Genomic DNA, 22,821 nt, shown 5'->3' on the forward strand with positions numbered 1-22,821 from the left:
CGTGACCTGCACGGATCGGCTCCGCCTTGAGCGGGGCCCTGGCAAGTTCTAGCTGGGCTTCGCGCGCCTCGTCAAGCCAGACTTGAGTCGGCTGCGCTCAACCTTCGTATCAGGGTAACGAGCAAGTGCGGGCGCTTGTTCCCGGGTTCAGCTGCAGACCTTCCCCGGAGCGGGTGTGATCCCGCTCACCAGGTATTTCACCTCTTCGGAACGGGCGCAGGGCGAGTTGCCGAGCCCGGTGTGGCCGTCGTCGGTCCGGGTGAGCAGGACCGAGCCGTCGATGCTCGCGGCCAGCCCGCGGGCCCAAGCCAGCGGCGTCGCCGGGTCGTGCGTGCCGCCGACCACCAGGATCGGCGGGGCGCCGTGCACCGGGTGCGGCTGCGGCGGGTTCTTCGCCGGGACCGGCCAGCCCGCGCAGCCGCTGGTGAAGTCCCAGAACTCGGAGTACCGCCAGCTGTGCGGAGCGACCGCGCGGACCAGACCGGCCGTCACGCGCAGGTCGGCGGGCCCGGTGAACGGCGACGGGAAGTCCTGGCAGCCGATCGCCCGGTACGCGCCGTAGATCGGCGAGAAGAAGACGGCGGCCTGCGTCAGCGCCGTCGCGTCCGGCCGGTCCCCGCCGGCGGCGGCGAGCGCACGGCCCAGATCCGGCCACTGGCTCCGCGTAGCGAGGAACCCGTAGACGCCCGAGGACAGCTCGTCCCCGGTCGCTGTCCGGCCCAGCGCGCTGGAGTAGGCGCCGCGGGCCACGAGGTCGTCGTAATACCGCAGCACGTCGACGCCGTGCAGCGCGCAGTCCGGCGAGCCCTGGCACCACGAAGCGAAGCGCACCAACGAATCCTCCGTCGCGGCCGCCTCCTCGACGATCGCCTGGCGCAACGGCCGGGCGTGGTCGACGGCGCCGTCGAGCACCATCGCCCGCACGCGGTCCGGGTGCTTCGAGGCGTAGACGGCGCCGAGTTCGGTGCCGTATGAGACGCCGAGCCAGGAGATCTTCGGCTCGCCCAGCGCGACCCGGATCGACTCGATGTCCTCGGCCGCGCTCTGCGTGTCCACCTGCCCGAGCATCGGCCCGGTCTTCGCGATGCAGTCCTCGCCGGCCGCGCGGTTGTGCGCGAGCAGCGCGTCGTACTCCGCTTTCGTCGCCGGATACCGGCTCACGGCCGGGTCGTACAGCTTCGCCGGGTCGCAGGTGATCTTGGGCGTGCTGAACCAGACGCCGCGCGGATCGAAGCCGACGATGTCGAAGCGCTGCCGCAGCTGCGCGAACGCGGGACCGGCGAAGCCGCCGAACTGCACGTCACCGACCCCGGAGCCGCCCGGTCCGCCCGGGTTGATCAGCAACGAGCCGATGCGGTGCGCCGGGTCGGTCGCGGGCAGCTCCGCCACCGCGAGCCGCGCGGTGCCGGCCTCGGGCCGAGCGCGGTCGAGGGGGACCTCAACCTGCGCGCACCGGGCTGTCGGCTCCGCCTGCGTCGCGCACGGCCTCCACTGAAGCGCCGGAGTAGCGGGAACTGTCAGCAGTGGCAAGACAAGTAGAGCCGCAGCAACGAGCTTCACGCCGTACGCACCGTGATGCTGCCGGTGTCGACGCGCAGGTCGAGCCGGTTCGGTGACGCCGGGTCCTGTGCCACGCCCAGGTTCGTCCGGCCGGTGCCGACGTGCGCGTCCACGCGGTAGGCGGCCGCCGGGACGGAGACGGTCAGGTCGCCGGTGTTCACCGTGGCCTGCACGGCGCCGGGCTGCTCCAGCCCGATCTCCGCGGTGCCGGTGCCGCCGTCGAGCTTGACCGGGCCGGTCACGCGGGTGAGCGTGGTGCTCCCGGTGCCGCGCCGCAGGTCGACGTCGGAGGGACGGTCGAGCGTGACCGTCCCGGTGTCGAGCGAGCCGCTCACCGGCAGGGCGCGCGGGACGACGACGTCGTAGCGGACCTCGCAGTCCTGGCCGCAGCCGGAAAGCACGAGGGTGGTGCCCTCGACCCGGTGCGTCCGGCCCGGGCGGTTGCCGCGGTACTCGACGTCGCGGCGCACCGAAACCGGCGCGCCGTCCTCCACGCGCAGCTGTACCCCGCCCGCCGGGACGTCGACCCGGACGGCGGTGATCGGCGTGGTCACCGGCCGGCCGTCGGAGAAGGCGGCCGGGCGGCCGATCCCCGAGCAGCCGGCCACGGCGACCGCCGAGCCCAGCAGGACGGCGCCGATCAGCAGCCGCTTTGTGTTGTGCCCCATGACTTCGCGGTTCCCCCGTGGATGTTTCAGGCGGCCTTGACCGAGACGGAGCCGCTGCTGGTGTTCAGGTCGAGCGTCTTCACTTCGGACGTGCCCTGCGGGATGTCGATCGACCGGCTGCCGCTGTCGCTGCCGCCGATCACCCGGTACGAGCCGTCGGGCACGCGCAGCTTGACGCTGCCGGAGTCCGCCTTCACCTTGACGTCGCTGGGCTGGGCGAGCGTGAGGTCCACACTGCCGCTGTCCGAGGAGACGTCGACCGGCCCGCGCAGACCGTCGCCGGAGACGTGGCCGGAGTCGCTGTGCGCCTGGACCCCGCCGACGTCACGCAGGTCGATGGACCCGCTGTCGAGGGTGAGCTTCACCAGCCCGGCGACGTTCTCCACCTTCGCGTCGCCGGAGCCGGCGGACACGTCGACGCTGCCCACCCCCGAGATGTCCACCCCGCCCGAGCTGGTGGAGCCGGTGACCGGCACGCCGGCCGGGACGACCACCTCGAAGTCGGCGCTGCAGTTGCGGCCGCAGCTTTCGAGCACCAGCTGGTCGCCCTCCACGCGGAAGGCGTCGTCCGGCGCCGAGCGGAAGTTGTAGTGCAGCTTCTGGTGCACGGTCACGGCCCCGGTGCCGACGCGGATCTTGACGTCCCCCGAATCAGCGGACAGCTTCACGCTGTGGATCGGCTGCGCCAGCTTCGTGTCACGCTCCACCGAAGAGCCCAGCCCCCAGCCGAGCGCGATGGCCACGCCGGCCCCGATCAGAACTATCCCACCTAGTGCCAGCAGCGGGCGCGCCATTTCGATCCGTCCCCTCAGTAACGATCCGTCCGGAATGACCTTAGGAGCAGGCCAGGGGGCTCGACATCCGGTAAACCCCCCGATACATCCCTGAGGAGACATCCGGGGTCGGGGGTCATAGCCTGGCGTCGTCCGGACATCCGTGTTCAGGAGGATTCATGCCTCAGTCACCCAATCCCTACGACTCCCTGCCCTCGGTGCCCTCGTTCACGTTGAGCAGCACCGACATCGCCGACGGCGAAACGCTGGCGACCCCGCACCTGTCCGGCATCTTCGGCGCCGGCGGCGAGGACCGTTCGCCGCAGCTGGCCTGGACGGGCTTCCCGGCCGGGACCAAGAGCTTCGCGGTGACGGTGTACGACCCGGACGCCCCCACGGCCAGCGGGTTCTGGCACTGGGCGGTGTTCAACATCCCGGCCTCGGTGACGGAGCTGGCGGCGAACGCCGGCGACGCGGAGGGCTCGGGCCTGCCCGAGGGCGCCGTGACGCTCAAGGGCGACGGCGGCGTGAAGCAGTTCCTCGGCGCCGCCCCGCCTCCCGGGCACGGCCCGCACCGTTACTACTTCGTGGTGCACGCCCTCGACGTCGACTCGCTCGACATCGACGGCGACGCCACCCCGGCGTTCCTCGGCTTCAACATGTTCGGCCACACCCTCGGCCGGGCGACCCTGACGCCGGTTTACGAGAACAAGGGCTGAGCCCCGCGGCCGGGATTTCCCGCTCGGTGAAATCCCGGCCGTTGACCCCGCCTCGCGGGCGTTCGACGATCAAAGGACGTCGACGAGGACGAGGAGCGGGTCATGAAAGCGGTGCGGGTCCACGAGTACGAAAAACGCCCGGTGGTGGAGGACGTCGCCCAACCGGAGGTGAGCGGTCCGCTCGACGTGGTGGTGCGGATCGGCGGCGCCGGGTTGTGCCGCACCGACCTGCACATCATCGAGGGGCAGTGGGCCGAGAAGTCCGGCGTCACGCTGCCTTACACGATCGGCCACGAGAACGCGGGCTGGGTCGAGGCGGTCGGCTCGGCAGTGTCCACAGTGGAGCCCGGTGACCCGGTCATCCTGCACCCGCTGGCTACCTGCGGGCTGTGCCGCGCCTGCCGCGCCGGCGACGACGTGCACTGCGAGAACTCGAAGTTCCCCGGCATCGACACCGACGGCGGCATGGCCGAGTACCTGCTCACCAACGCGCGCTCGGTGGTCAAGCTCGATCCCTCGCTGCAGCCCGCGGACGTCGCCGCGCTGGCGGACGCCGGGCTGACCGCGTACCACGCCGTGCGCAAGGCCGTGCCGCTGTTGTACGCGGGCACGAAGGTCGCGGTGATCGGCGCTGGCGGGCTCGGCCACATCGGCATCCAGTGCCTGGCCGCGATGGTGCCGGCCGAGGTGATCGTGATCGACGCCAACCAGGCCGCGCTCGACCTCGCCAAGTCCTACGGCGCCGCGCACACCGTGCTCGCCGACGGCGGCCAGGTCGACGCCGTGCTCGACCTGACCGGCGGCGCGGGCGCGCAGGTGGTGCTCGACTTCGTCGGCGAGAAGGGCACGGAGGCCCAGGGCATCAAGATGCTGCGCCGCGCCGGCTCGTACTTCGTGATCGGCTACGGCGGCCACGTGGACGTGCCCACCATCGACATCATCTCGACCGAGATCAACATCGTCGGCAACCTGGTCGGCTCCTACAACGACCTCGACGAGCTGATGGCGCTCGCGGCTCAGGGCAAGGTCAGCCTGCACACCAGGACGTACCCGCTGGACGCGGTCAACGAAGCCATGGACGACTTGGACAACGGCCGGCTCCAGGGCCGCGGAATCCTCGTACCGTAAGGGAGTTCAGCTCATGTACGAAAAGGACGGCGAGCGCTACTTCATCGTCGACGGGCACGTGCACTTCTGGGACGCGCGCCCGGCCAACCAGGCCAACCGCTACGGCGAGGGCTTCATCAACTGCTTCTACGACTACCACAAGAACCTCTCGCCGGACCACGCGAAGTGGACGCTGGAGCAGTTCTGGCAGCAGAGCGAGGAGCAGATCCTGCACGACCTGTTCGAGGTCGGCTACGTGGACCACGCGGTGTTCCAGCCGACCTACCTCACCGACTTCTACGTCAACGGCTTCAACACCACCGAGCAGGACGGCGTGCTCGCCGAGAAGCACCCGGACAAGTTCACCGTCAACGGCGCTTGGGACCCGCGTGACGGCGAGGCCGGCCTGGACAAGCTGGAAGCGCTCGCGGAGCGCTGGAATCTCAAGGGCGTCAAGCTCTACACGGCCGAGTGGAAGGGCGATTCCAAAGGCTGGAAGCTGTCCGACCCGTGGTCGTACCGGTACCTGGAGAAGTGCCAGGAACTCGGCATCCGCAACATTCACGTCCACAAAGGACCGACGATCTACCCGCTCAACCGCGACGCGTTCGACGTGGCCGACATCGACGACGTGGCCAGCGCGTTCCCGGACCTGCGGTTCATCGTCGAGCACGTCGGCCTGCCGCGGCTGGAGGACTACTGCTGGATCGCGACACAGGAGCCGAACGTGTACGGCGGGCTCGCCGTCGCGCTGCCGTTCATCCACACGCGGCCGCGGTACTTCGCGCAGATCATCGGCGAACTGCTGTACTGGACGGACGAAAACCGCATCACCTTCGCCAGCGACTACGCGATCTGGACGCCCAAGTGGCTGATCGAGGCCTTTGTGGACTTCCAGATCCCGGAGGACATGCAGAGCGAGTACGGCGTGCTGACCACCGACATCAAGAAGAAGATCCTCGGCCTGAACGTGGCGAAGCTGTACGACCTCGAAGTGCCCGAAGGCCTCGGCGTCAGCGAGGTGCCCGCCGACAGCGGCGAGGCCGTCGGGTCCGCGCCGAAGGTGCCGGCGTGAACCCGCGGCTGTGGGCCGCGCTCGACACGGTGCGCGACCCCGAGCTGGACGAACCCGTGACAGAGTTGGGTTTTGTGCACTCGGCGACGCTGGTCGAGGGGCACGCGGAGGTACGGCTGCGGCTGCCGACGTATTTCTGCGCGCCGAACTTCGCCTACCTGATGGTGGCCGACGCGCACGACGCCGTCACCGCGGTCGAGGGCGTCACGTCGGTCGACATCCGGCTGGACGACCACTTCGCGTCCGAGGAGATCAACGCCGGTGTCGCGGGCCAGGCGGGCTTCGAGGGCACATTCCCGACGGAGGCGATCGGGGAGCTGGACGAGCTGCGGCTGATCTTCCGGCGCAAGGCCTACCTGGCCGGCCTCGACCGGCTGGGCACCAAGCTCGTGCAGGACGGGCGGACGCCGGCCGAGATCGCCGGGCTGACCCTCGGCGACGTGCCGGAGTCACCCGTTCGGTCCAGCCTGCTGCGAAGGCGCCGGGACCTCGACATCGACTGCGGCCCGGACGCGCCGTTGCTCGTGGACGAGAAGGGAGTGGTGATCCCGGCGGGTGAAGCGGCGCTGCGGCTGCGGTTCGCGCGGGCGGTCCGGATCAGCATCGACGGCAACGCCGGGCTCTGCCGGGGATTGTTGCAGACCAGATACTCCGCTTGAGCCGTTCGGAGCACGTATGGTGGAGGGCGCATAGCCTCGCCCGTTCACCGCCGAACGCCACTTGCGGAGGTCACGCCGTGTCAGTTCCCGCCCAGCCGACTCCGGCCGACCGGAATGCCGAGGAGCCCAGCGGCTTGATCGGTTCGGCGCAGCGGGCGCTGAGGGTGCTGGAGATCGTGGCCGGCGCGGGCGACGGCATTGCCGCCAAGGCCGTCGCCCGGCGCGCGGGCTACAAGCTCTCGACCACGTACCACCTGCTGAACACCCTGGTCCACGAAGGCTATTTGATCCGGCTCGGCCACGGCCGGGGCTTCGGCCTCGGCTACAAGATCGGCGGGCTGCACGAGAGCCTGCTCGGCGAGCTGGACGTCGGCCGGGAGCTGCGCGACGGCCTGCACAAGCTGCACCTGCGCGCGGGCGCGGCGGCGTATTACACGGTGTTCCGAGACACCGAGGTGGTCGTCGCCGCGGTCGCGGACTCGCCGGAGTTCCCACGCGCGCAGCCGCTGGACTTCGGCTTCCACGAGGCCGCGCACGCCACGGCGTTCGGCAAGGTGATGCTCGCGTCGCTGCCGGCCAAGCAGCGCCGCGAATACCTGACGAGCGCGGGCATGCCGCGCCTCACCGCGCACACCACGGTCCGCTCGCCCGACCTCGAGACGGAGCTGCAGGCCGTCGCGCATTCCGGGATGGCACTGGAGATCGAGGAGTTCCTGCCGGAGCTGGCGTGCCTCTCGGCGCCGGTGCTGGACGCGGCCCAGAACGTCACGGGCGCGGTCGCTTTCTCCGTTCCGGCGGAGCAGTTCGCGTCGCGCCGCTGGCACCTGGAGCGCGCGGCCCGCGCCGGGGCAGCGCGGTTTTCCCGGCTGCTGGCGGCAAAACCCTCGTGAGTGTTCATGCCGGTTCTAACCGTCATAGGCACTCACGAGCTGTTCAGCGCGGCTTGAGCAGGTAGTCGACCACCGGCCGCAGCTCCTCCGCCGACGGCGGCTCGTCGTCGATCAGCCCCTGGATCAACAGGCCGTCGATGCCCGCCAGGAACACCCGGAACGCCACCTCGTCGTCGTGCCGGACCATCGACGTCAGCACGTCGAGCCACCGGCGCGCGGCGGGCCGCAGCTCGGGTTTGCGGGCGGCCAGCAGGTACAGCTCGTACTCCGCCATGGTGCGGCCGCGCCGCGGGCCCAGCGCCTCCGCGAGCAGCCCGGCCACCTCCTCGGCGCCGCGGCTGCCGCGCGAGCGCGCGCGGTCGATCATCCAGTACACCTCGGTCGCCATGTCCCGCGCGCACGAGATGAGCGTGGCCACGAGCAGGTCGTCGAGTGAGGAGAAGTGATAGGTCGTCGACGTCGTGGGCACGCCCGCCTCCGCCGCGACAGTGCGGTGGGTGACCCCGGCGACGCCGTCGCGCTCGATCACCCGCAGCGCGGCCGCGATGATGTCCGCGCGCCGCTTGTCCCCGCGCGCCTTGCGCCCGTCGACCTGGATCTTCACTGGCTGCTCCCCACCTCGATCAGCACCACGCCGCCGATCACGAGCACCAGCCCGGCGGCCATCGCGAGGTTGAACGGCTCCTTGAGGAACAGCACCCCGACGATCGCGACCAGCGCCACGCCCGCCGCGGCCCAGACCGCGTACGCCACGCCGATCGGCAGCCCGAGCTTCAGCACCTGTGACAGCGCGAAAAACGCCACGCCGTAACCGATCACCACGAGGATCGAGGGGCCGAGGCGGGAGAACCCGTCGGAGAGTTTGAGCGACACGGTCGCGGTCACTTCTGCGGCGATGGCCAAAGCGAGGTACAAGTAAGCACCCATGGTTGCGAAACTACCTGAACTATCGTCCCACTAGCCAGCGAGGCGTGCACCACATCGGTGGGACTTAGGGCTCGCCAACCAGTTACCCATCAGTAAGAAGCGTTACCCTGCTCGACAACCGGGGCTTCGGCACCGGCACCACCACACCGGACGAAAGGCACCCGACGATGGGCGCTGTACAGCTGACGCTCGGGGGGATCTCCGTTCTCCTCGGCATCGTCGCCTGGGGAATGTTCATCGCGACCGTGGCCCGGTTCGTGCGCGTGATCCGCCTCGGCCAGCCCGACCCGACCCGCAACGGGCCGTTCACGCCGCGGCTGATGACCATGGTCAAGGAGTTCGCCGCCCACACCCGGATGGCCAAGTTCCGGCAGGTCGCCCCGTGGCACTGGATGGTGATGTGGGGCTTCCTGATCGGGTCCCTCGCGCTGTTCGAGGCCTACGGCGAGGTGTTCGTCCCGACCTGGGGCTGGCCGGTGCTCGAGGACTGGTCGCTGTGGAGCCTGCTGATGGAGCTGCTCGGCGTCGGCACCGTCGTCGGCGGCGTCGCGCTCGCGATCATCCGGCAGCTGAACCACCCCCGCCGCGCCGACCGGCAGTCGCGCTTCGCGGGCTCGAACTTCAAGTGGGCCTACTTCGTCGAGGCCGTGGTGATCGTCGAGGGCATCGGCATCATCGGCGTGCGCGCGGGCAAGGCGGCACTGCACGTCCACGAGGTGCCGACCTGGTCCGCGTTCGTGTCGAACCCGCTGAGCGAGCTGCTGCCCTCGAGCGCGGCGCTGGTCTCGGTGTTCGCCTTCATCAAGCTGATGAGCGCCACCGTGTGGCTGATCGTGGTCGCCCGGACGATGACCATGGGCGTCGCGTGGCACCGGTTCAGCGCGTTTTTCAACATCTACTTCAAGCGCGAGGCCGACGGCGGGGTCGCGCTCGGCGCGGTCAAGCCGATGATGTCCGGCGGCAAGGTGCTCGACCTCGAGGAGGCCGACCCGGACGAGGACACCTTCGGCGTCGGCCGGGTCGAGGACTTCAGCTGGAAGGGCTGGCTCGACTTCTCGACGTGCACCGAGTGCGGCCGTTGCCAGTCGCAGTGCCCCGCGTGGAACACCGGCAAGCCGCTTTCGCCGAAGCTGCTGATCACCCAGCTGCGCGACCACGCGTACGCCAAGGCGCCGTACCTGCTCGCGGGCGGCAAGCGTGACATGGCCGGCGACGAAATCGGCCTCACCGGCGACAACCCGCACGCCGGCATCGACGTGCTCGCGCTCGCCGAGTCCGAGCGGCCGCTGATCGGCGGCGCCGAGGAAAACGGCATCATCGACCCGGACATGCTCTGGTCCTGCACCAGCTGCGGCGCCTGCGTGGAGCAGTGCCCGGTGGACATCGAGCACGTCGACCACATCGTCGACATGCGCCGGTACCAGGTGATGATCGAGTCGTCGTTCCCCACGGAGCTGAACGGCATGTTCAAGAACCTGGAGAACAAGGGCAATCCGTGGGGCCAGAACGCCAAGGACCGTCTACAGTGGACGGAAGACCTCGACTTCGAGGTGCCGGTGTTCGAGGGCGACCTCGGCGACGCGGAGTACCTCTTCTGGGTCGGCTGCGCCGGCGCGTTCGAGGACCGCGCGAAGAAGACCACCCGCGCGGTGGCCGAGCTGCTGCACATCGCGGGCGTGAAGTACACCGTGCTCGGCTCGGAGGAGTCGTGCACCGGTGACCCGGCGCGCCGCGCGGGCAACGAGTTCCTGTTCCAGATGCTCGCCCAGCAGAACGTCGAGGTGCTGAACTCGGTGTTCGAGGGCCGCGAACGCAAGGCGCGCAAGGTGGTCGTCACCTGTGCGCACTGCTTCAACACCCTCGCCAACGAATACCCGGAGCTGGGCGGCCAGTTCGACGTCGTGCACCACACGCAGCTGCTGAACCGCCTGGTGCGCGAGAAGTACCTGACGCCGGTGGCGCCCGTCGCCGAGGACGTCACCTACCACGACCCGTGTTACCTGGGCCGGCACAACAAGGTCTACGACGCGCCGCGTGAGCTCGTCGGGGCTTCGGGGGCCAAGCTGCGCGAAATGCCGCGGCACGGCGACCGGTCCATGTGCTGCGGCGCCGGCGGCGCGCGGATGTGGATGGAGGAGAAGATCGGCAAGCGGATCAACGTCGAGCGCGTGGACGAGGCGCTCGGCACCGCCCCGTCGAAGATCGCGACCGGCTGCCCGTTCTGCCGCGTGATGCTCACCGACGGCGTCACCGCGCGCCAGAGCGACGGCCTGGCGAGCGAACGGGTCGAGGTCGTCGACGTCGCGCAGCTGCTGCTCACCTCCGTGAAACGGAAGCCGGAGCCGGCGCTGGTGGCGGCGGGCGCGCCTTCACTGGAAGACGAGGCGGACGCGGACCTGACGGCTGAGCCCGCCGAGGAGACGGCGGACCCCTTGCCGGACAAGGAGTAACCCGGTCAACGGCCCCTTCACCTTGCGGAGGGGCCGTTCGGCTGTCCGGGACATTTGTCATGGCCCGATCGTGATCGACGGCCTGAGTGCGCGCGGTCGCGCGGCGGAACCATCAGGGGATGCCGAAACGGAAGATCGCGCTCGCCACCCTGGCCCTGCTCGCCCCGTTCGTCGCCGAGTTCCTGCTCGGTGACCAGTACCTGGCCGGTCCACCGGCGGTCGGGAAGCAGCTGGGCATGTACTCGATGTACGTCGCGCTGTACGGCTCGGGCGCGCTGCTGATCCGCGAGGTCGCGCGCCGCCGAGGCCTGGGCTGGCCGACGATCTTGGTGCTGGCGCTGGCTTTCGGCGTCGCCGAAGAGGGTCTGCTCACCGAAACGCTGTTCAACCCGCACTACCTCGGCCTCGATCTGCTCAGCCCGGGCCACATCCCGCTGCTCGGCCTCGGCGCACCGTGGACGGTGTACGTGCTGACGCTGCACGTGGTCTGGAGCATCGCCACCCCGATCGCGATCGCGGAGGCGTTTTTCGGCCGCTCGCCGTGGCTGCGAACGCCCGGCACGTGGGCGTGGAGCGTCCTGCTGGCGGTGGGCGCGGTGGGGACTTTCGCGGTGTCCTTCGGACTGGACGCCGCGCACTTCCTGGCCGCGCCGGGCCAGCTGGCCGGAGCGCTTGTTGTGGTGGTGGCGCTGATCCTGGTGGCGTTGCGCCTGCGCGCGCCGTCGCAGGGGCTTTCGGGCAACCCGTGGCTGGGCTTCGCGGTCGGGCTCGGGCTGAGCACCGCGTTCCAGGTGCTGAAAACGGGGCTCGGCACGTCGCCGTGGGTGCAGACCGGCTTGATGCTGGGTCTGGAGGCCGTGGCCGTCGCTTATGCGCTGAAGGTGCGCCCGCCCGCCTTCTCCCTGGCCGCGGGCGCCGCTGTCACCTACTGCTGGCTAGGCCTCGCCACCGCCGCCGACGCGGGTTCCGTCGCTCTCGCGGAGCAGAGCGTGCTCGTGGCGGGGACGCTCGTGTTACTTGGAAGCGCGACTAGGCGAAACATTCTGTTAACCCGTTCAAAGAAAGGTACGACCGTACCGGAATTCCGCCGGTAAACGGTTTCCGCAGCGCCTTGGTGCATATTCGCTGCACACTCGAACGCTGGGTGTCACATTCGATCCAAAGGACTGGACAACGGGCGTATCCTGGCTTTTCCTCGCGACCACCGCCGCCCGCGGGGTCGGAATTGAGCACGGGGAAAAGGGGAGCGCAGGATGGGCGGGCACCGGGAAGCACGACCGACCGGCCGTTCCGGCGCCCGGTTTCCCTCGGCCAAACAAGCGGACCGCCTGACGGGGGAAACCCCGGTGGTAACGGATTCCCCTGCCGCCGAACCGGTTCCTGTACCGCCTGGCGAGCCGGGTGTTTCCCAGCCTGCGAAGGAGCGGGATCTGCCCCGGGCCGCGAACCAGCGGGATGTTCCTGAGTCCGCGAGTTGGCAGGACTTCCGCTCGCCCTCGGCTCAGCGCGAGTCTTCGCAGCCCTCGAGCCCGCGAGACCTTCCCCAGCCGGCGAGTCGCCGGACCCGCCCCTCGCCCACGGTTCGGCAGGACTCTCCCCAGGCCTCGAGCCAGCGAGACCTTGCCCGTCCCGCGAGTCGGCAGGACCTGCCTTCGCCCACGGTTCGGCAAGACTCTTCCCAGCCCTCGGCTTCGGAGCCCACCTCCGCCGCTCCGGCCCCGAAGAGGGCTGTCGGCCGGGCAGGCGCGCGGTTCCCGAGCGCGAAGGTGACCGAGCGACTGGCCGAGCCGGAGTCCGAACTGGAGCCGGAACCCGTCCAGGGTCCCGTCGGCGCCCGCTTCCCCAGTGCCAAGGTCACCAAGCGACGAGCTAAATCCAAGCAAGGCAAGGCCGATCCAGCCAAGTCCAGCCCTGCCGATTCCGACGCGGCCCAACCGGAAGCCGACGCACCCGTCCACAGCCCGACCGGCGCCCGTTTCCCCGCCCCGCAACTCGCCGACCGGCTGAGCGGCGAGCCGGAGCCCGAGGCCGTCACTCGGGTGCGGGCGAAGTTCGCCAGTGCCGAGCTGGCCGAGCGCATGGCGGAGGTGCCCGAGCCGGATCACAGCACCGTCGGCCGTGCTGGAGCCCGTTTCCCCACTCCGAAAGCCGCCGATCGCTTCAGCGAAACCGAAAACCGGGATACCCCAACAGACGCGAGCGCGGACCAGACCCCCCAACCCGACCGGGCCGACGAGACCAACCCCACCGACGACCCCGACCGGACCGACTGGGCTGACGAAGCCGACCAGCCGGACTGGGCCGATTGGTCCGACCGGACCGACTGGGGCAGCCAGACCGACCCGACCGACCAGCCCGCCCCGGCCACCTGGACCGCTCAAACCAACCACTCTGGCCGCGCCGACTACCCCGGTCACGCCGACCGCACCGATGCCGCCTACTCCGGCACCCTCGGCGAAGGCACGGTCCGGCCGCACCTCCACTCGGATCCCACCGAGCCGCCGGACGAACTCGCGCCGGCGCCGGACTTCACTCACGGCCAGTGGGACGACTGGGCCGAAGAGCCGCCGTCCCAGCCTGGGCCGCGCACGCTCGTCCGCCCGTATGTCCTCACCCGGGGACGCACCCAGTCGCGGCGGCATCTCGCGATCGAGGCGCTCGTGTCGACCTGCGCGGGGGAGGCGCAGTGGGACGGGCCGCAGGTGAGCGGGGAATTCCGGTCCGTGCGGACGATGTGCTACTCCCCGCGCTCGGTCGCCGAGGTGGCCGCGACGCTGAGCGTGCCACTCGGCGTCGCACGCATCCTCCTCGACGACATGGCCGAGCTGGGCCTGGTCCGGATCCACGAAAACGATGGCGCAGCCGACGGCAGGCCGGCCCTGGAATTGATGGAACGAGTGCTCTCCGGCCTCCAGCGCCTCTGAACCACCGCTGAACCGCCACCGGAACCCGCCGCCGAACCCACGGCCAAACTCCACCCCCGCACCCCCGTCAACCCGCCCCAACCCGTTCACCCCGACTACGCTTCGCCGAGTGACCGAGGAAGAAGAAAAGGGCGGCGAGAGCACCCTCACCGTCCTGCTGGCCGGTGGGGTCAACCTGGCCATCGCGATCCTGAAGCTGGTCGCGGGCATCATCACCGGCTCCGGCGCGATGCTGTCGGAGGCCGCGCACTCAGTCGCCGACACGATCACCGAGGTCCTGCTGCTCACCGCGCTCAAGCGTTCAGAGCGCCCGGCCGACCGCATCCACCCCTTCGGTTACGGCAAGGAGCGCTACTTCTGGTCGCTGCTGGCCGCGGTCTCGATCTTCGCCTCGGGCGCGATGTTCGCGCTGTACGAGGGGTTCACCACGGTGTTCGGCGAGAACACCGAGCAGGAGAGCCCGATCGTCGGCTACGGCGTGCTGGCGGTGGCCTTCGTGCTCGAAGGCACGTCGTGGCTGCAGGCGATGAAGCAGGTGCGCAAGGAGGCGAAGGCCGAGAGCCGCTCGTTCTTCGGTTACCTGCGGATGATCGACGACCCCGCGCCCAAGACCGTGCTGTTCGAGGACTCCGCCGCGCTTGTCGGGCTGGTGCTCGCGTTCGCCGGCATCGGGCTGCACCAGCTCACCGGCTCGTCGGTCTGGGACGGCATTGCGTCGATCCTGATCGGGCTGCTGCTCGCCTGCGTCGCGTATCTGCTGGGGCGCACCAACCGCGGCCTGCTCATCGGGCGCCAGGCCGACCCGCGGATCGTGCGCGGGGTGCGTGATCACCTCGCCGCCGCGCCCGAAATCGAGGCGCTGGTGGACCTGCAGACCATGCTCATGGGCACCGACCAGGTCCTGGTGTGCGCCCGCGTCGACTTCGACGACGCGCTGGGCGCGGCCGACGTGGAACGCGCCTGCGTGCGCATGGCCGCCGAGCTGACCGAGGGGTTCCACGACGTCACCGAGGTGTTCATCGAGCCCGTGCCGCGCACCGACCCGAACCTGCGCGCGACGGTGCTGGCGCGTTACGGCGACCTCCGGGCGAACCCGGTCGAGGACTATCAGTAGCCGAAGTCCTGCGTCCAGTACCAGCCGGATTTGGTGACGCCCACGCCGAGTTTCGTCAGCGAGCAGTTCAGGATGTTCGCCCGGTGGCCGCTGGAGTTCATCCACATCTCCATCACCTGCGTGGCGCTGGTGGCGCCCTTCGCGATGTTCTCCGCGCCCGGCTTGCTGTAGCCGGCGTCGCGGATGCGCTCGTCGAAATGCACGCCCTCGGGGGTGTCGTGCGAGAAGTAGTCGCGGGCCGACATGTCGTCGCTGTGCTTCTGCGCGGCCGTGTCGAGGTGCGGCTCCTCGGCGACGGGGTCGCAGCCGGCGTCCGCGCGCTCGTTGTTGACCAGGCTCACGATCTGGCCCGCCAGCGAAGTGTCCGCCTTCGGCTGAGGCGTCGGCGTCGGGGTGCTGGGCGGCGAGGACGACGGAGTCGGGGCCTGCGACGAGGAAGGCGTCGGGGTCGGGCTGTCGGAGGTCGACGGGGCCGGCGCGGAACTCGTGCTCGTCGGAGTGCTCGAGGTACTGGGCGAGGGCGGCTTCGCGAACGACCCGCTGGTGGCGTCTCCGCCGAGGTCGGGCTGGCCGGACGCGACGTTACTGAGGGTCGCCGCGCCGGCGGGCTCATGGAGCCACATCGTCCCCCCAGCGGCGGCAAACCCGCCCAGAAGAACACTCAGCGACACCAAAACCACACGACCACGAGCACCAATGGGGGACACGAAGCGGAAAGTATCACGAACAGATTACGACCGTTACCACCGAAAGGCGCAGCGCCTCGCTCCGTCAAATGGGGGAAATGATCAAGAAACGTCCTCGATCGCGGTCCCCTTGGTCTCGCGGATGAACTTCAGCGTGAACGGGATCGACAGCACCGCGAAGGCCGCGTAAATCCAGTACGTGACGCTCAGATTCCAGTCCGACATGCTCGGAAAACTGACCGTCACCAGCCAGTTCGCCACCCAGTTCGCGGCCGTGCCGACGGCGAGGGCGGCACTGCGGATGCGCAGCGGGAACATCTCGCCGAGCAGCACCCAGAGGATCACGCCCCAGGACAGCGCGAACGAGAGCACGAAGACGTTCGCGAACACCAGCGCCACCGGGCCCCACGCGCCGGGCAGGCTCAGGTCGCCGTTCACCTTCTGCGCGTGGCCGAACGCGATGGCCGCGACGCCGAGCCCGATCGCCATGCCGACCGAGCCGATCAGCAGCAGCGGCTTGCGCCCGACGCGGTCGATGAATGCGATCGCGATGAACGTGCCGAGGATGTTGATCACCGGGCTGACCATGGAGATCAGCAGCGAGTCGGTGTTCTGGCCGACCGAGTGCCACAGCGTGTCGGAGTAGTAGAAGATCACGTTGATGCCGACGAACTGCTGGAACACGGCCAGCGCGATGCCGATCCAGACCACCGGCAGCAGCCCGAACTTCCCGCCGAGCAGGTCGCGCACCTTGGACTGGCGCTCGGTGCGCAGGCCGCGGCTGATGTCGGCCAGCTTCGCCTCGACCCCGTCGGCGCCCTCGACCTCGGCGAGCACCTTGCGCGCGCGGTCGGTCTTGCCGATCGAAAGCAGGTAGTGCGGCGACTCGGGGATGATCGAGGCGAGCACGAAGTAGACCACCGCGGGAATGGCGGCGGCGCCCAGCATCCACTGCCAGGCCTCGAGGCCGCCGAGGTGGCCGTTCAGGTCGTGGGAGCCGTCGGGCAGGACCGGCGCGAACGCCTTGATCACCCAGTTGACCAGCGCGGAAACCCCGATGCCGAGCACGATCGCGAGCTGCTGGAGGCTCGCCAGGCGGCCGCGGTAAGCGGGCGGCGCGACCTCCGCGATGTAGGACGGCCCGATCACCGACGCGACGCCGATCGCCGCCCCGCCGATCACCCGCCACAGCGCGAGGTCCCAGATGCCGAACGGGAACATCGCCCCGATCGCGCTGATGAAAAACAGCACCGCGGCCAGCTGCATCGTCCGGATGCGCCCGACCCGGTCGGACAGCAGCCCGCCGAACCAGGCGCCGACGGCCGAGCCGATCAGCGCGCTGGAGACGGTGAGCCCGGTGGCGGCGGCGCCGACCTCGAAGTGCTTCTGGATGCCGAGCACGGCCCCGTTGATGTTGGAGCTGTCATAACCGAACAGGAACCCGCCGACCGCCGCCGCGCCCGCGATGAACACGACGTGGGCGAGGTGCTGCTGGCCGGCCCGCTCGCCGGGAACTACGTCGGTCATGACCCCGCCTTTCGCCGTGGAAAATTACTTACCCGTTCGAAGTAACCTCTGCCCCGGGCCGGATCGTTTCAGTCGCCGGAGTGACCTCTCGCACCCCTGATGATCAAGGACGGCGGGTGATCCGCAACAGGAGCGCGCCGGCGCCGAGCAGCCCGAGCCCGGCCAGCCCGTAGGTCGGCAGGTCAGGGTCGGTTTCGGGAAACGCCCGCGGGGTCACCCTCGCAGCGGCGCCGGGCGGGACGACCCGGACAGTGGCCACCGCCCTGACCGTGAGGGCGAACGGCGTCTCGGTATCCGCTTCGACGGTGGCCGCGACGTTGTCGGTGAGCGCGCCACCGGCCGGGGCTTGAGCGGTCCTGGTCCATTCCCGCCGTTCGCCGGGCTCGAGCCGGTAGTCGGGGGCGACCAGCGCGGCGTCCCCGGTATTGACGGCTTCGACACTGAAGGTGACCACATCCCCGGGCCGCGCGGTGGGCTCGGCCTGTTCGGTGAGCTGGAGACTCGGCCGTGCGACGCGTGGTTCGGCCTGGGCTTGAGCGCTGACCTGCGCCCCGTCGGCGGTGGTTCCGGCTGCGGTGAACGTGCCGGTGGAACAACGCCACGGCGGCGAGGCGGCGCCGGGGGCGAGGTCCAGCGGAGCGGTTGCACAGGCTGGGCCAGTTTCGGCACCAGAGAGGACAACGGCGTGCAGCGGAACGTCACCGGTGTTCGTCACCACCGCGCTCACCTGGGCGGGCTGCCCGGACAGCACCGGTTTCGCCGGGCCGGTCGCGGTCACGGTGAGGCCGGGCCCGGTGACGTCAAGCGTGGTGGCCGTGTCGCTCGTGACGGTCCGCCCGGCCGGATCTGTGCCGGTCACGGTGGTCACCGTCGTGCCGTCGACGCGCGCTGGCACCGTGCAGTCCCGCACCGCGGTTGCCCCCGCGGCCAGGGAAGCCAGCGTGAACGTGCAGCCCGCCGCCGGGTCGCGAACGGTCACCTCGCGCAGTGGGGCATCCCCACTGTTACGGACCGTCGTGAAGTAGGTGACCGGATCCCCTGGCCGAATCGGCTGCCGCAAGTAGTCCCGCTCAACCCGGACGGCCGGGTGGACGACGTCGATCGGAGTCTCCGCCGACGCTCTGACCGGTTGGGACGCCGAGCTACGCGGGCTCACGACTGGTACGGCCGTGCCCGTCACGGCGTCGGCCACCCCAGCCGCGGGAGCCGGGACCGTGCAGGGGAACCGCTGAATCCCGTTGACCGGCAGGTTCGCGAACGTCCGGGCGCACTCCGGTGCGCCCGGGTCGGTCACCACGACGTCACGCAACGCCGAATCGCCGGTGTTCATGACCGTCACCTCGAACGGAACCGAGTCGCCGGCACGGAACGGTCCGCCGTCAATGCGTCGGCTGATCGTGAAACCGGGCTGCTTCACCACAAACGACGCTTGCGTCGAGGCGTCCACCGGCCGCTCGGTCGGGTCGGTCCCGGTCACCTTCACCGTGTTCGTCAGCCCCGTGGCGCCCGCGACAGTGGTGCAGCTGTACGTCTCCTCCGCGTCCGGCGCCAGCAAAGGCACCTGGTGCGCACACGACGGCACCTGACCGTCCACAACGGACACCGACTTGAGCGGCACGTCACCGACGTTCTTCACCAGCACGGAGAACGTCACCGTGTCGCCCTGGCGCACCTCGTACGGCTCAGCGTCCGCCATGATCGCGAGCTCCGGGTGGATCACGTCGACCGCGGCGCTGCCCGAGGCCGTCACCACGCGGTTGGTCGGGTCAGTGCCGGTGACCGAAGCAGTGTTCGTGAAATCGTCCGGCGTCGCCTTGATCTTGCACTGGTAGGTCTCCGCGGCGCTGACATCTAACATGTCAATCGACTTGGCGCAGCCGGGATCCGTGACCGAAAGCTTCGTCAGCGGGACGTCGCCGGTGTTGGTGACGACCACGGTGAACGTGACGTCGTCGCCCGCGCGCACCACCGTCGGCCCGGCGTCCGGCTTGACTGTGACGGCCGGGTGGATCACGTCGATCTTCGCGTCGGCCGTCGCAGTGAGCGGCGGGCCGCTCGCGGCGGTGCCGGTGGCCGTCGCGGTGGTGATCGTGTCGTCCGCCGGCGCGGGCGCGGTGCAGTCGTACGTCTGCTTCGCGCCCGCCGCGAGCGTGTCGAACGTCTTCGTGCACGCCGGATCGGCGACCTTGACCGCGGTGACGGGTGAGTCGCCCGTGTTGGTGACGGTCAGGGTGAAGGTGACCGGGTCGCCGGCGCGAAAGGGACCACCGTGCACGGTCTTGGTGAGCGAGAGTCCCGGATGCACCACGGTGAACGTCGCGTCGGCGGAGGCTGTCACGGTGCCGCCGAGCGGATCGGCCGCGGTCACCACGGCGGTGTTCGTGTACCCGTCCGTGCCCGCTTTGGTGTCACAGCTGTACTTCTCCACCGCGCGCGGCGCCAACGCCGCGAAATCACGTCCACACGACGGCGTTCGAGAGTCCACAACGGACACATGAGTCAGCGGCACGTCGCCGGGGTTGCTCACCGTGATCGTAAAGGTAACGGAGTCCCCTTCGCGGACCGCAGCAGGAGCAACCACCGAAGCCACCGCTATCGCCGGGTGCACGACGTCCACGTGCGCATCAGCCGCCGCCGTGACCGGGCGGTTCGTCGCGTCCATGCCGGTGACCCGGGTGTTGCTGGTGAAGTCGTCCCCGGCGGCATGCGTGCACGAGTACGTCTGCTTCGCTTGTGCGGCAACAACTCCAAGCCGTTTGACGCACTCGGGCGCGGCCGGATCGTCCACGCTCACATCGTGCAGGTCACTGTCGCCGGTGTTGGTGACCACCACCGTGAACGTCACCGGCTGCCCCGCGCGGACGACCGCTGGCGCCGCGCTCTGCGTGATCGTGACGGCCGAGTGGATCACGTCCACCGCCGCCTCGTCACCCGCCGTGACCGGAGCGCCGACCGGTGGTGTGCCGGTGACCGTGGCCGAGTTCGTGAAATCGTCGGCGGGCGCGGTGCCGGCGCACGCGAAAGTCCAGGTCGCGCCGGCTGCGAGCGCGCCGTTGTTCGGCCGTGCGCAATCCGCGACCAGAGCGTCGGCCACGTGGACATCGGTGAGCGGCACGTCGCCGGTGTTCTTCACCGTGAGCTGGAACGGCACGCTGTCGTGCTCGCGGAACGGGCCGCCCTGCACGTCCGCGGCGAGCGTCAGCGCGGGATGCACCACAGAAAACGCCGCGCCAGCCGATCCCGTCACCGGCCGCGCCGTCGGGTCGGTCCCGGTCACCGCCACGGTGGTCGTGAGCCCACCCGACCCGGCGACCGTCGTGCAGCTGTAGACCTGCTCCCCTTGCGGTGCAATGGTTCCCAGTGAACGTACGCAATCCGGCAGCTGAGCGTCCGCGGTGGAAACGTCGTGCAACGGCACATCCCCGGTATTGCTCACCGTGACCGTGAAGGTCACCGAGTCCCCTTCGCGGACGACCGACGGCGCGGCCGCCACCGCAACGGCCACCGCGGGGTGGATGACGTCCACCGGCGCGTCCGCGGTCACCTTCAGTACCCGGCCGAGCTGATCCTTGCCGGTCGCGGCGGCGGTGTTGGTGAAGTCGTCCGCCGGCGCGAGCATCATGCAGCCGTACGTCTGCTTCCCTTGTGGCGCAAGGGTTCCGAATGTCCGCACACAGCCCGGCGTGCGATCGTCCGTCACGCCGACGTCGTCAAGCGGTACGTCGCCGACGTTCGCCACGGTGATCGTGAAGGTCACCTGGTCCCCGGCGCGGACGGCCGCAGGCGCGGCCGTTTTCGTGATCGTCAGCTGCGGGTGGATCACCGTCACGGTGGTCGTGGCCGTGCTGGTGACCGTCTGGCCGGACAGGTCGGTGCCGCTCGCGGTGACGGTGTTCGTGCTGGTCAACGACGGATTTGCGGTACACGTATAACGCTGTGAAGCGCCGGCGCCGAGCGCGCCGAACGTCCGTGAGCACGACGTGGTGGTGTCGTCGGCCACCGTCACCGGGTCCAGCGGGCTGTCGCCGGTGTTGGTGACCTCCACGGTGAACGTCACCGGCTCACCCGCGTGAACCACGGCCTGGTCCACGGTTTTCGTCACCTTGATGGCGGGCGCGATGACAGGGACTTTCGCGTCGGCCGTCGCGGTGACAACCTGGCCGAGCGGGTCGGTTCCGGCGACGTTTGCGGTGGTCACGCTGTCCGGCACCGGCGCCTTCGTCACGCAAGTGCCCGTGGTGGATTGACCCGGCGCGAGAGTCCCCACCGTCCTCGCGCACGCGCCGGTCACGGCGACGTCATGCAGCGCGACGTCACCGGTATTCGTCGCGGTGACCGTGGACGTCACCTGGTCGCCGGCGCGATAAGCCGCTTTGTCGACTACGTGCGTCAGGCCGATCGCGGGGTGGACGACGTCAACGCGACTGGTGCTGGAACCGTCCAGTACGTCACCGAGCGTGCTGGTTCCGGTCACGACCGCCGTGCTCGTGAAATCGTCGCCCGGCGCGGTCACGGTGCACTGGTAACCGGTGGTAGCGCCCGCGGCCAGGGTGCCGATCTTCTTGGCACAGGCCGGAAACCGGTCGTCGGCGACCGAAACATTGTCAGCGGGAGTGTCGTTCGGATTGGTGACGCCGACGGTGAACGTCACCTGGTCGCCCGCGTGCACCCGAGCGGACGAGGCATGGTTCACCACCCGCAAGTCGGGCACCGGCACCGAAAACACCAGCCCCTGCGCCAGGAATCCGCTGCCGCTGAAGCCGAGTTTCACACTCGTCGCGCCGCTGGGCACGGCGTCGCTGTTGAACGCCTTGGCATCCACGCCGAAGTTGTTCTTCGCGTTGGGGCGGGTGGAGTTGTCGGCCGCGGAGATGAAGAAGTTGTCCGTCGCGCCCGTGGCCGGCTCCGCGACGGGCTTGCCGTTGATCAGAAACCGGTCGCCCACCGTGCCCCAGTCGCCGCCGAACGCGGTCACGCCGATGTGCGCGTCGGCGGACGCGGCACGAAACCCGCTGATGGTGGCGGTGGTGTTCACAGTGCCGCGCGCGTGGCCGTCGTAGACGAACACCGCGCGCTTGTCCGGCGCGTACTGCGGATCGCGGTCCGGATAGGCGAACACCACCGCCACCGACCAGCCGCCACTGCACCCGCGTCCGACAGCGGTCCAGACATTTCCCGCGGTCAGCTCCACCGGCGCACCCGTGCGCGCCGACGCGAACTGCCCGGTGACGTCGGCGTACGCGGAGTAGGACTGCGGATCGTCGCTGTACGAACCGGGCCGGACGTCAGTGGCTTTCCCGCCGCCGACGGTGAATCGCACCGCCTGAGCGTTCGCGGTCCCCGGCGGCCGCGCGCAATCCGACCCCAGCGAGCCGCCCCAGCTCAGCCGCGCGAAGGTGACCTTCGCGCCGGGCGGAATGGTCACCGACGCGGCGGACGAGTCGAACGTCGCAGGGTCTTTGTCCACATCGGACCATCGCAGCGCGAACCCGGCGGCGGGCTTTTTATCCGTACGCGCGGCGGTTTTCGCACAAGCAGCGTCGTCCGGGGCGCATTCCACCACGCTGTTGCCGGCATAGAGGAAATCGCCGTACACCACTTGGTGGGAATTCTGGCGGAAATCCTTGACGTCGTCCGCGTGCGCGATCGGCACCAGCGTCGTGGCCATCAGGCCGAGCACCACGAGCAGACGTTTGCCGGCCGAGAACATGCCCGCGAGCTTTCCAGGAACCGGTGCGCGAA

General features: G+C 69.7%; 17 protein-coding genes. 9 read left to right on the top strand and 8 right to left on the bottom strand.

The genetic code is table 11. The annotated features are described in order from the left end of the window. Positions 1–147: 147 nt before the first annotated feature. From OG371_RS14440 to OG371_RS14450, 3 genes are all read right to left on the bottom strand, one after another. Positions 148–1,389 (bottom strand): alpha/beta hydrolase, encoded by a 1,242-nt coding sequence (locus tag OG371_RS14440; protein ID WP_329069420.1) that lies wholly within the window; start codon positions 1,387–1,389, stop codon positions 148–150. A gap of 167 nt (positions 1,390–1,556) precedes the next feature. After that, complete coding sequence (locus OG371_RS14445; RefSeq protein WP_329069422.1) at positions 1,557–2,228, bottom strand: hypothetical protein; 672 nt, start codon at positions 2,226–2,228, stop codon at positions 1,557–1,559. A 26-nt stretch (positions 2,229–2,254) separates the two neighbouring features. Beyond that, positions 2,255–3,022: a DUF4097 family beta strand repeat-containing protein gene (locus OG371_RS14450; protein WP_329069424.1), complete on the bottom strand. Its 768-nt coding sequence runs from the start codon at positions 3,020–3,022 to the stop codon at positions 2,255–2,257. A gap of 158 nt (positions 3,023–3,180) precedes the next feature. Here OG371_RS14450 and OG371_RS14455 point away from each other — a divergent pair, with 158 nt between their 5' ends. From OG371_RS14455 to OG371_RS14475, 5 genes are all read left to right on the top strand, one after another. Next, positions 3,181–3,720, top strand: a complete 540-nt coding sequence (locus tag OG371_RS14455; RefSeq protein WP_329069426.1) for a YbhB/YbcL family Raf kinase inhibitor-like protein — start codon at positions 3,181–3,183, stop codon at positions 3,718–3,720. Positions 3,721–3,822: 102 nt separating this feature from the next. Beyond that, positions 3,823–4,848 carry an NAD(P)-dependent alcohol dehydrogenase gene (locus tag OG371_RS14460; protein ID WP_329069428.1) on the top strand — a complete coding sequence of 342 codons (1,026 nt, stop codon included), beginning with the start codon at positions 3,823–3,825 and terminating at the stop codon, positions 4,846–4,848. Positions 4,849–4,861: 13 nt separating this feature from the next. After that, positions 4,862–5,902 carry an amidohydrolase family protein gene (locus OG371_RS14465; RefSeq protein ID WP_329069430.1) on the top strand — a complete coding sequence of 347 codons (1,041 nt, stop codon included), beginning with the start codon at positions 4,862–4,864 and terminating at the stop codon, positions 5,900–5,902. Beyond that, a complete protein-coding gene (locus OG371_RS14470; RefSeq protein WP_091624949.1) occupies positions 5,899–6,561 on the top strand; it encodes an iron-sulfur cluster assembly protein in 663 nt (220 codons plus the stop codon). The genes OG371_RS14465 and OG371_RS14470 overlap by 4 nt, the downstream gene beginning before the upstream one ends. Before the next feature lie 77 nt (positions 6,562–6,638). Beyond that, on the top strand, positions 6,639–7,451 hold the full coding sequence (locus OG371_RS14475; RefSeq protein ID WP_329069433.1) for an IclR family transcriptional regulator: 813 nt from the start codon (positions 6,639–6,641) through the stop codon (positions 7,449–7,451). 43 nt (positions 7,452–7,494) lie between these two features. Here OG371_RS14475 and OG371_RS14480 read toward each other — a convergent pair whose 3' ends face one another. Then, entirely contained in the window at positions 7,495–8,055 is a 561-nt protein-coding gene (locus OG371_RS14480) for a TetR/AcrR family transcriptional regulator (protein ID WP_329069435.1), read from the bottom strand. Beyond that, positions 8,052–8,378, bottom strand: coding sequence for a DMT family transporter (locus tag OG371_RS14485; protein WP_329069437.1), 327 nt, complete (start codon positions 8,376–8,378; stop codon positions 8,052–8,054). Before OG371_RS14485 ends, OG371_RS14480 begins: the two co-directional genes overlap by 4 nt. A gap of 167 nt (positions 8,379–8,545) precedes the next feature. On the opposite strand from OG371_RS14485, the gene OG371_RS14490 reads away from it, so the two are divergent. The 4 genes from OG371_RS14490 (at position 8,546) to OG371_RS14505 (ending at position 14,866) form a co-directional block, all read left to right on the top strand. Beyond that, on the top strand, positions 8,546–10,828 hold the full coding sequence (locus OG371_RS14490) for a (Fe-S)-binding protein (RefSeq protein WP_329069439.1): 2,283 nt from the start codon (positions 8,546–8,548) through the stop codon (positions 10,826–10,828). A gap of 119 nt (positions 10,829–10,947) precedes the next feature. Next, positions 10,948–11,922 carry a hypothetical protein gene (locus OG371_RS14495; RefSeq protein WP_329069442.1) on the top strand — a complete coding sequence of 325 codons (975 nt, stop codon included), beginning with the start codon at positions 10,948–10,950 and terminating at the stop codon, positions 11,920–11,922. Between the two features lie 672 nt (positions 11,923–12,594). Beyond that, the gene (locus OG371_RS14500; protein ID WP_329069444.1) at positions 12,595–13,752 is read left to right on the top strand and encodes a DUF742 domain-containing protein; all 1,158 of its coding nucleotides are present in this window, start codon (positions 12,595–12,597) and stop codon (positions 13,750–13,752) included. Positions 13,753–13,861: 109 nt separating this feature from the next. Continuing rightward, entirely contained in the window at positions 13,862–14,866 is a 1,005-nt protein-coding gene (locus OG371_RS14505) for a cation diffusion facilitator family transporter (RefSeq protein ID WP_329069446.1), read from the top strand. On the opposite strand, the gene OG371_RS14510 is transcribed toward OG371_RS14505, so the two are convergent. From OG371_RS14510 to OG371_RS14520, 3 genes are all read right to left on the bottom strand, one after another. Further along, complete coding sequence (locus OG371_RS14510; RefSeq protein ID WP_329069448.1) at positions 14,860–15,489, bottom strand: CAP domain-containing protein; 630 nt, start codon at positions 15,487–15,489, stop codon at positions 14,860–14,862. The two genes, OG371_RS14505 and OG371_RS14510, sit on opposite strands and share 7 nt — an antisense overlap. A 165-nt stretch (positions 15,490–15,654) precedes the next feature. After that, the gene (locus OG371_RS14515; protein WP_329069450.1) at positions 15,655–17,079 is read right to left on the bottom strand and encodes a sugar porter family MFS transporter; all 1,425 of its coding nucleotides are present in this window, start codon (positions 17,077–17,079) and stop codon (positions 15,655–15,657) included. Between the two features lie 103 nt (positions 17,080–17,182). Continuing rightward, entirely contained in the window at positions 17,183–22,789 is a 5,607-nt protein-coding gene (locus OG371_RS14520) for a DUF7507 domain-containing protein (RefSeq protein WP_329069452.1), read from the bottom strand. Positions 22,790–22,821: the final 32 nt, after the last annotated feature.

It is taken from the genome of Amycolatopsis sp. NBC_01480 (assembly GCF_036227205.1).
Classification (GTDB): Bacteria; Actinomycetota; Actinomycetes; order Mycobacteriales; family Pseudonocardiaceae; genus Amycolatopsis.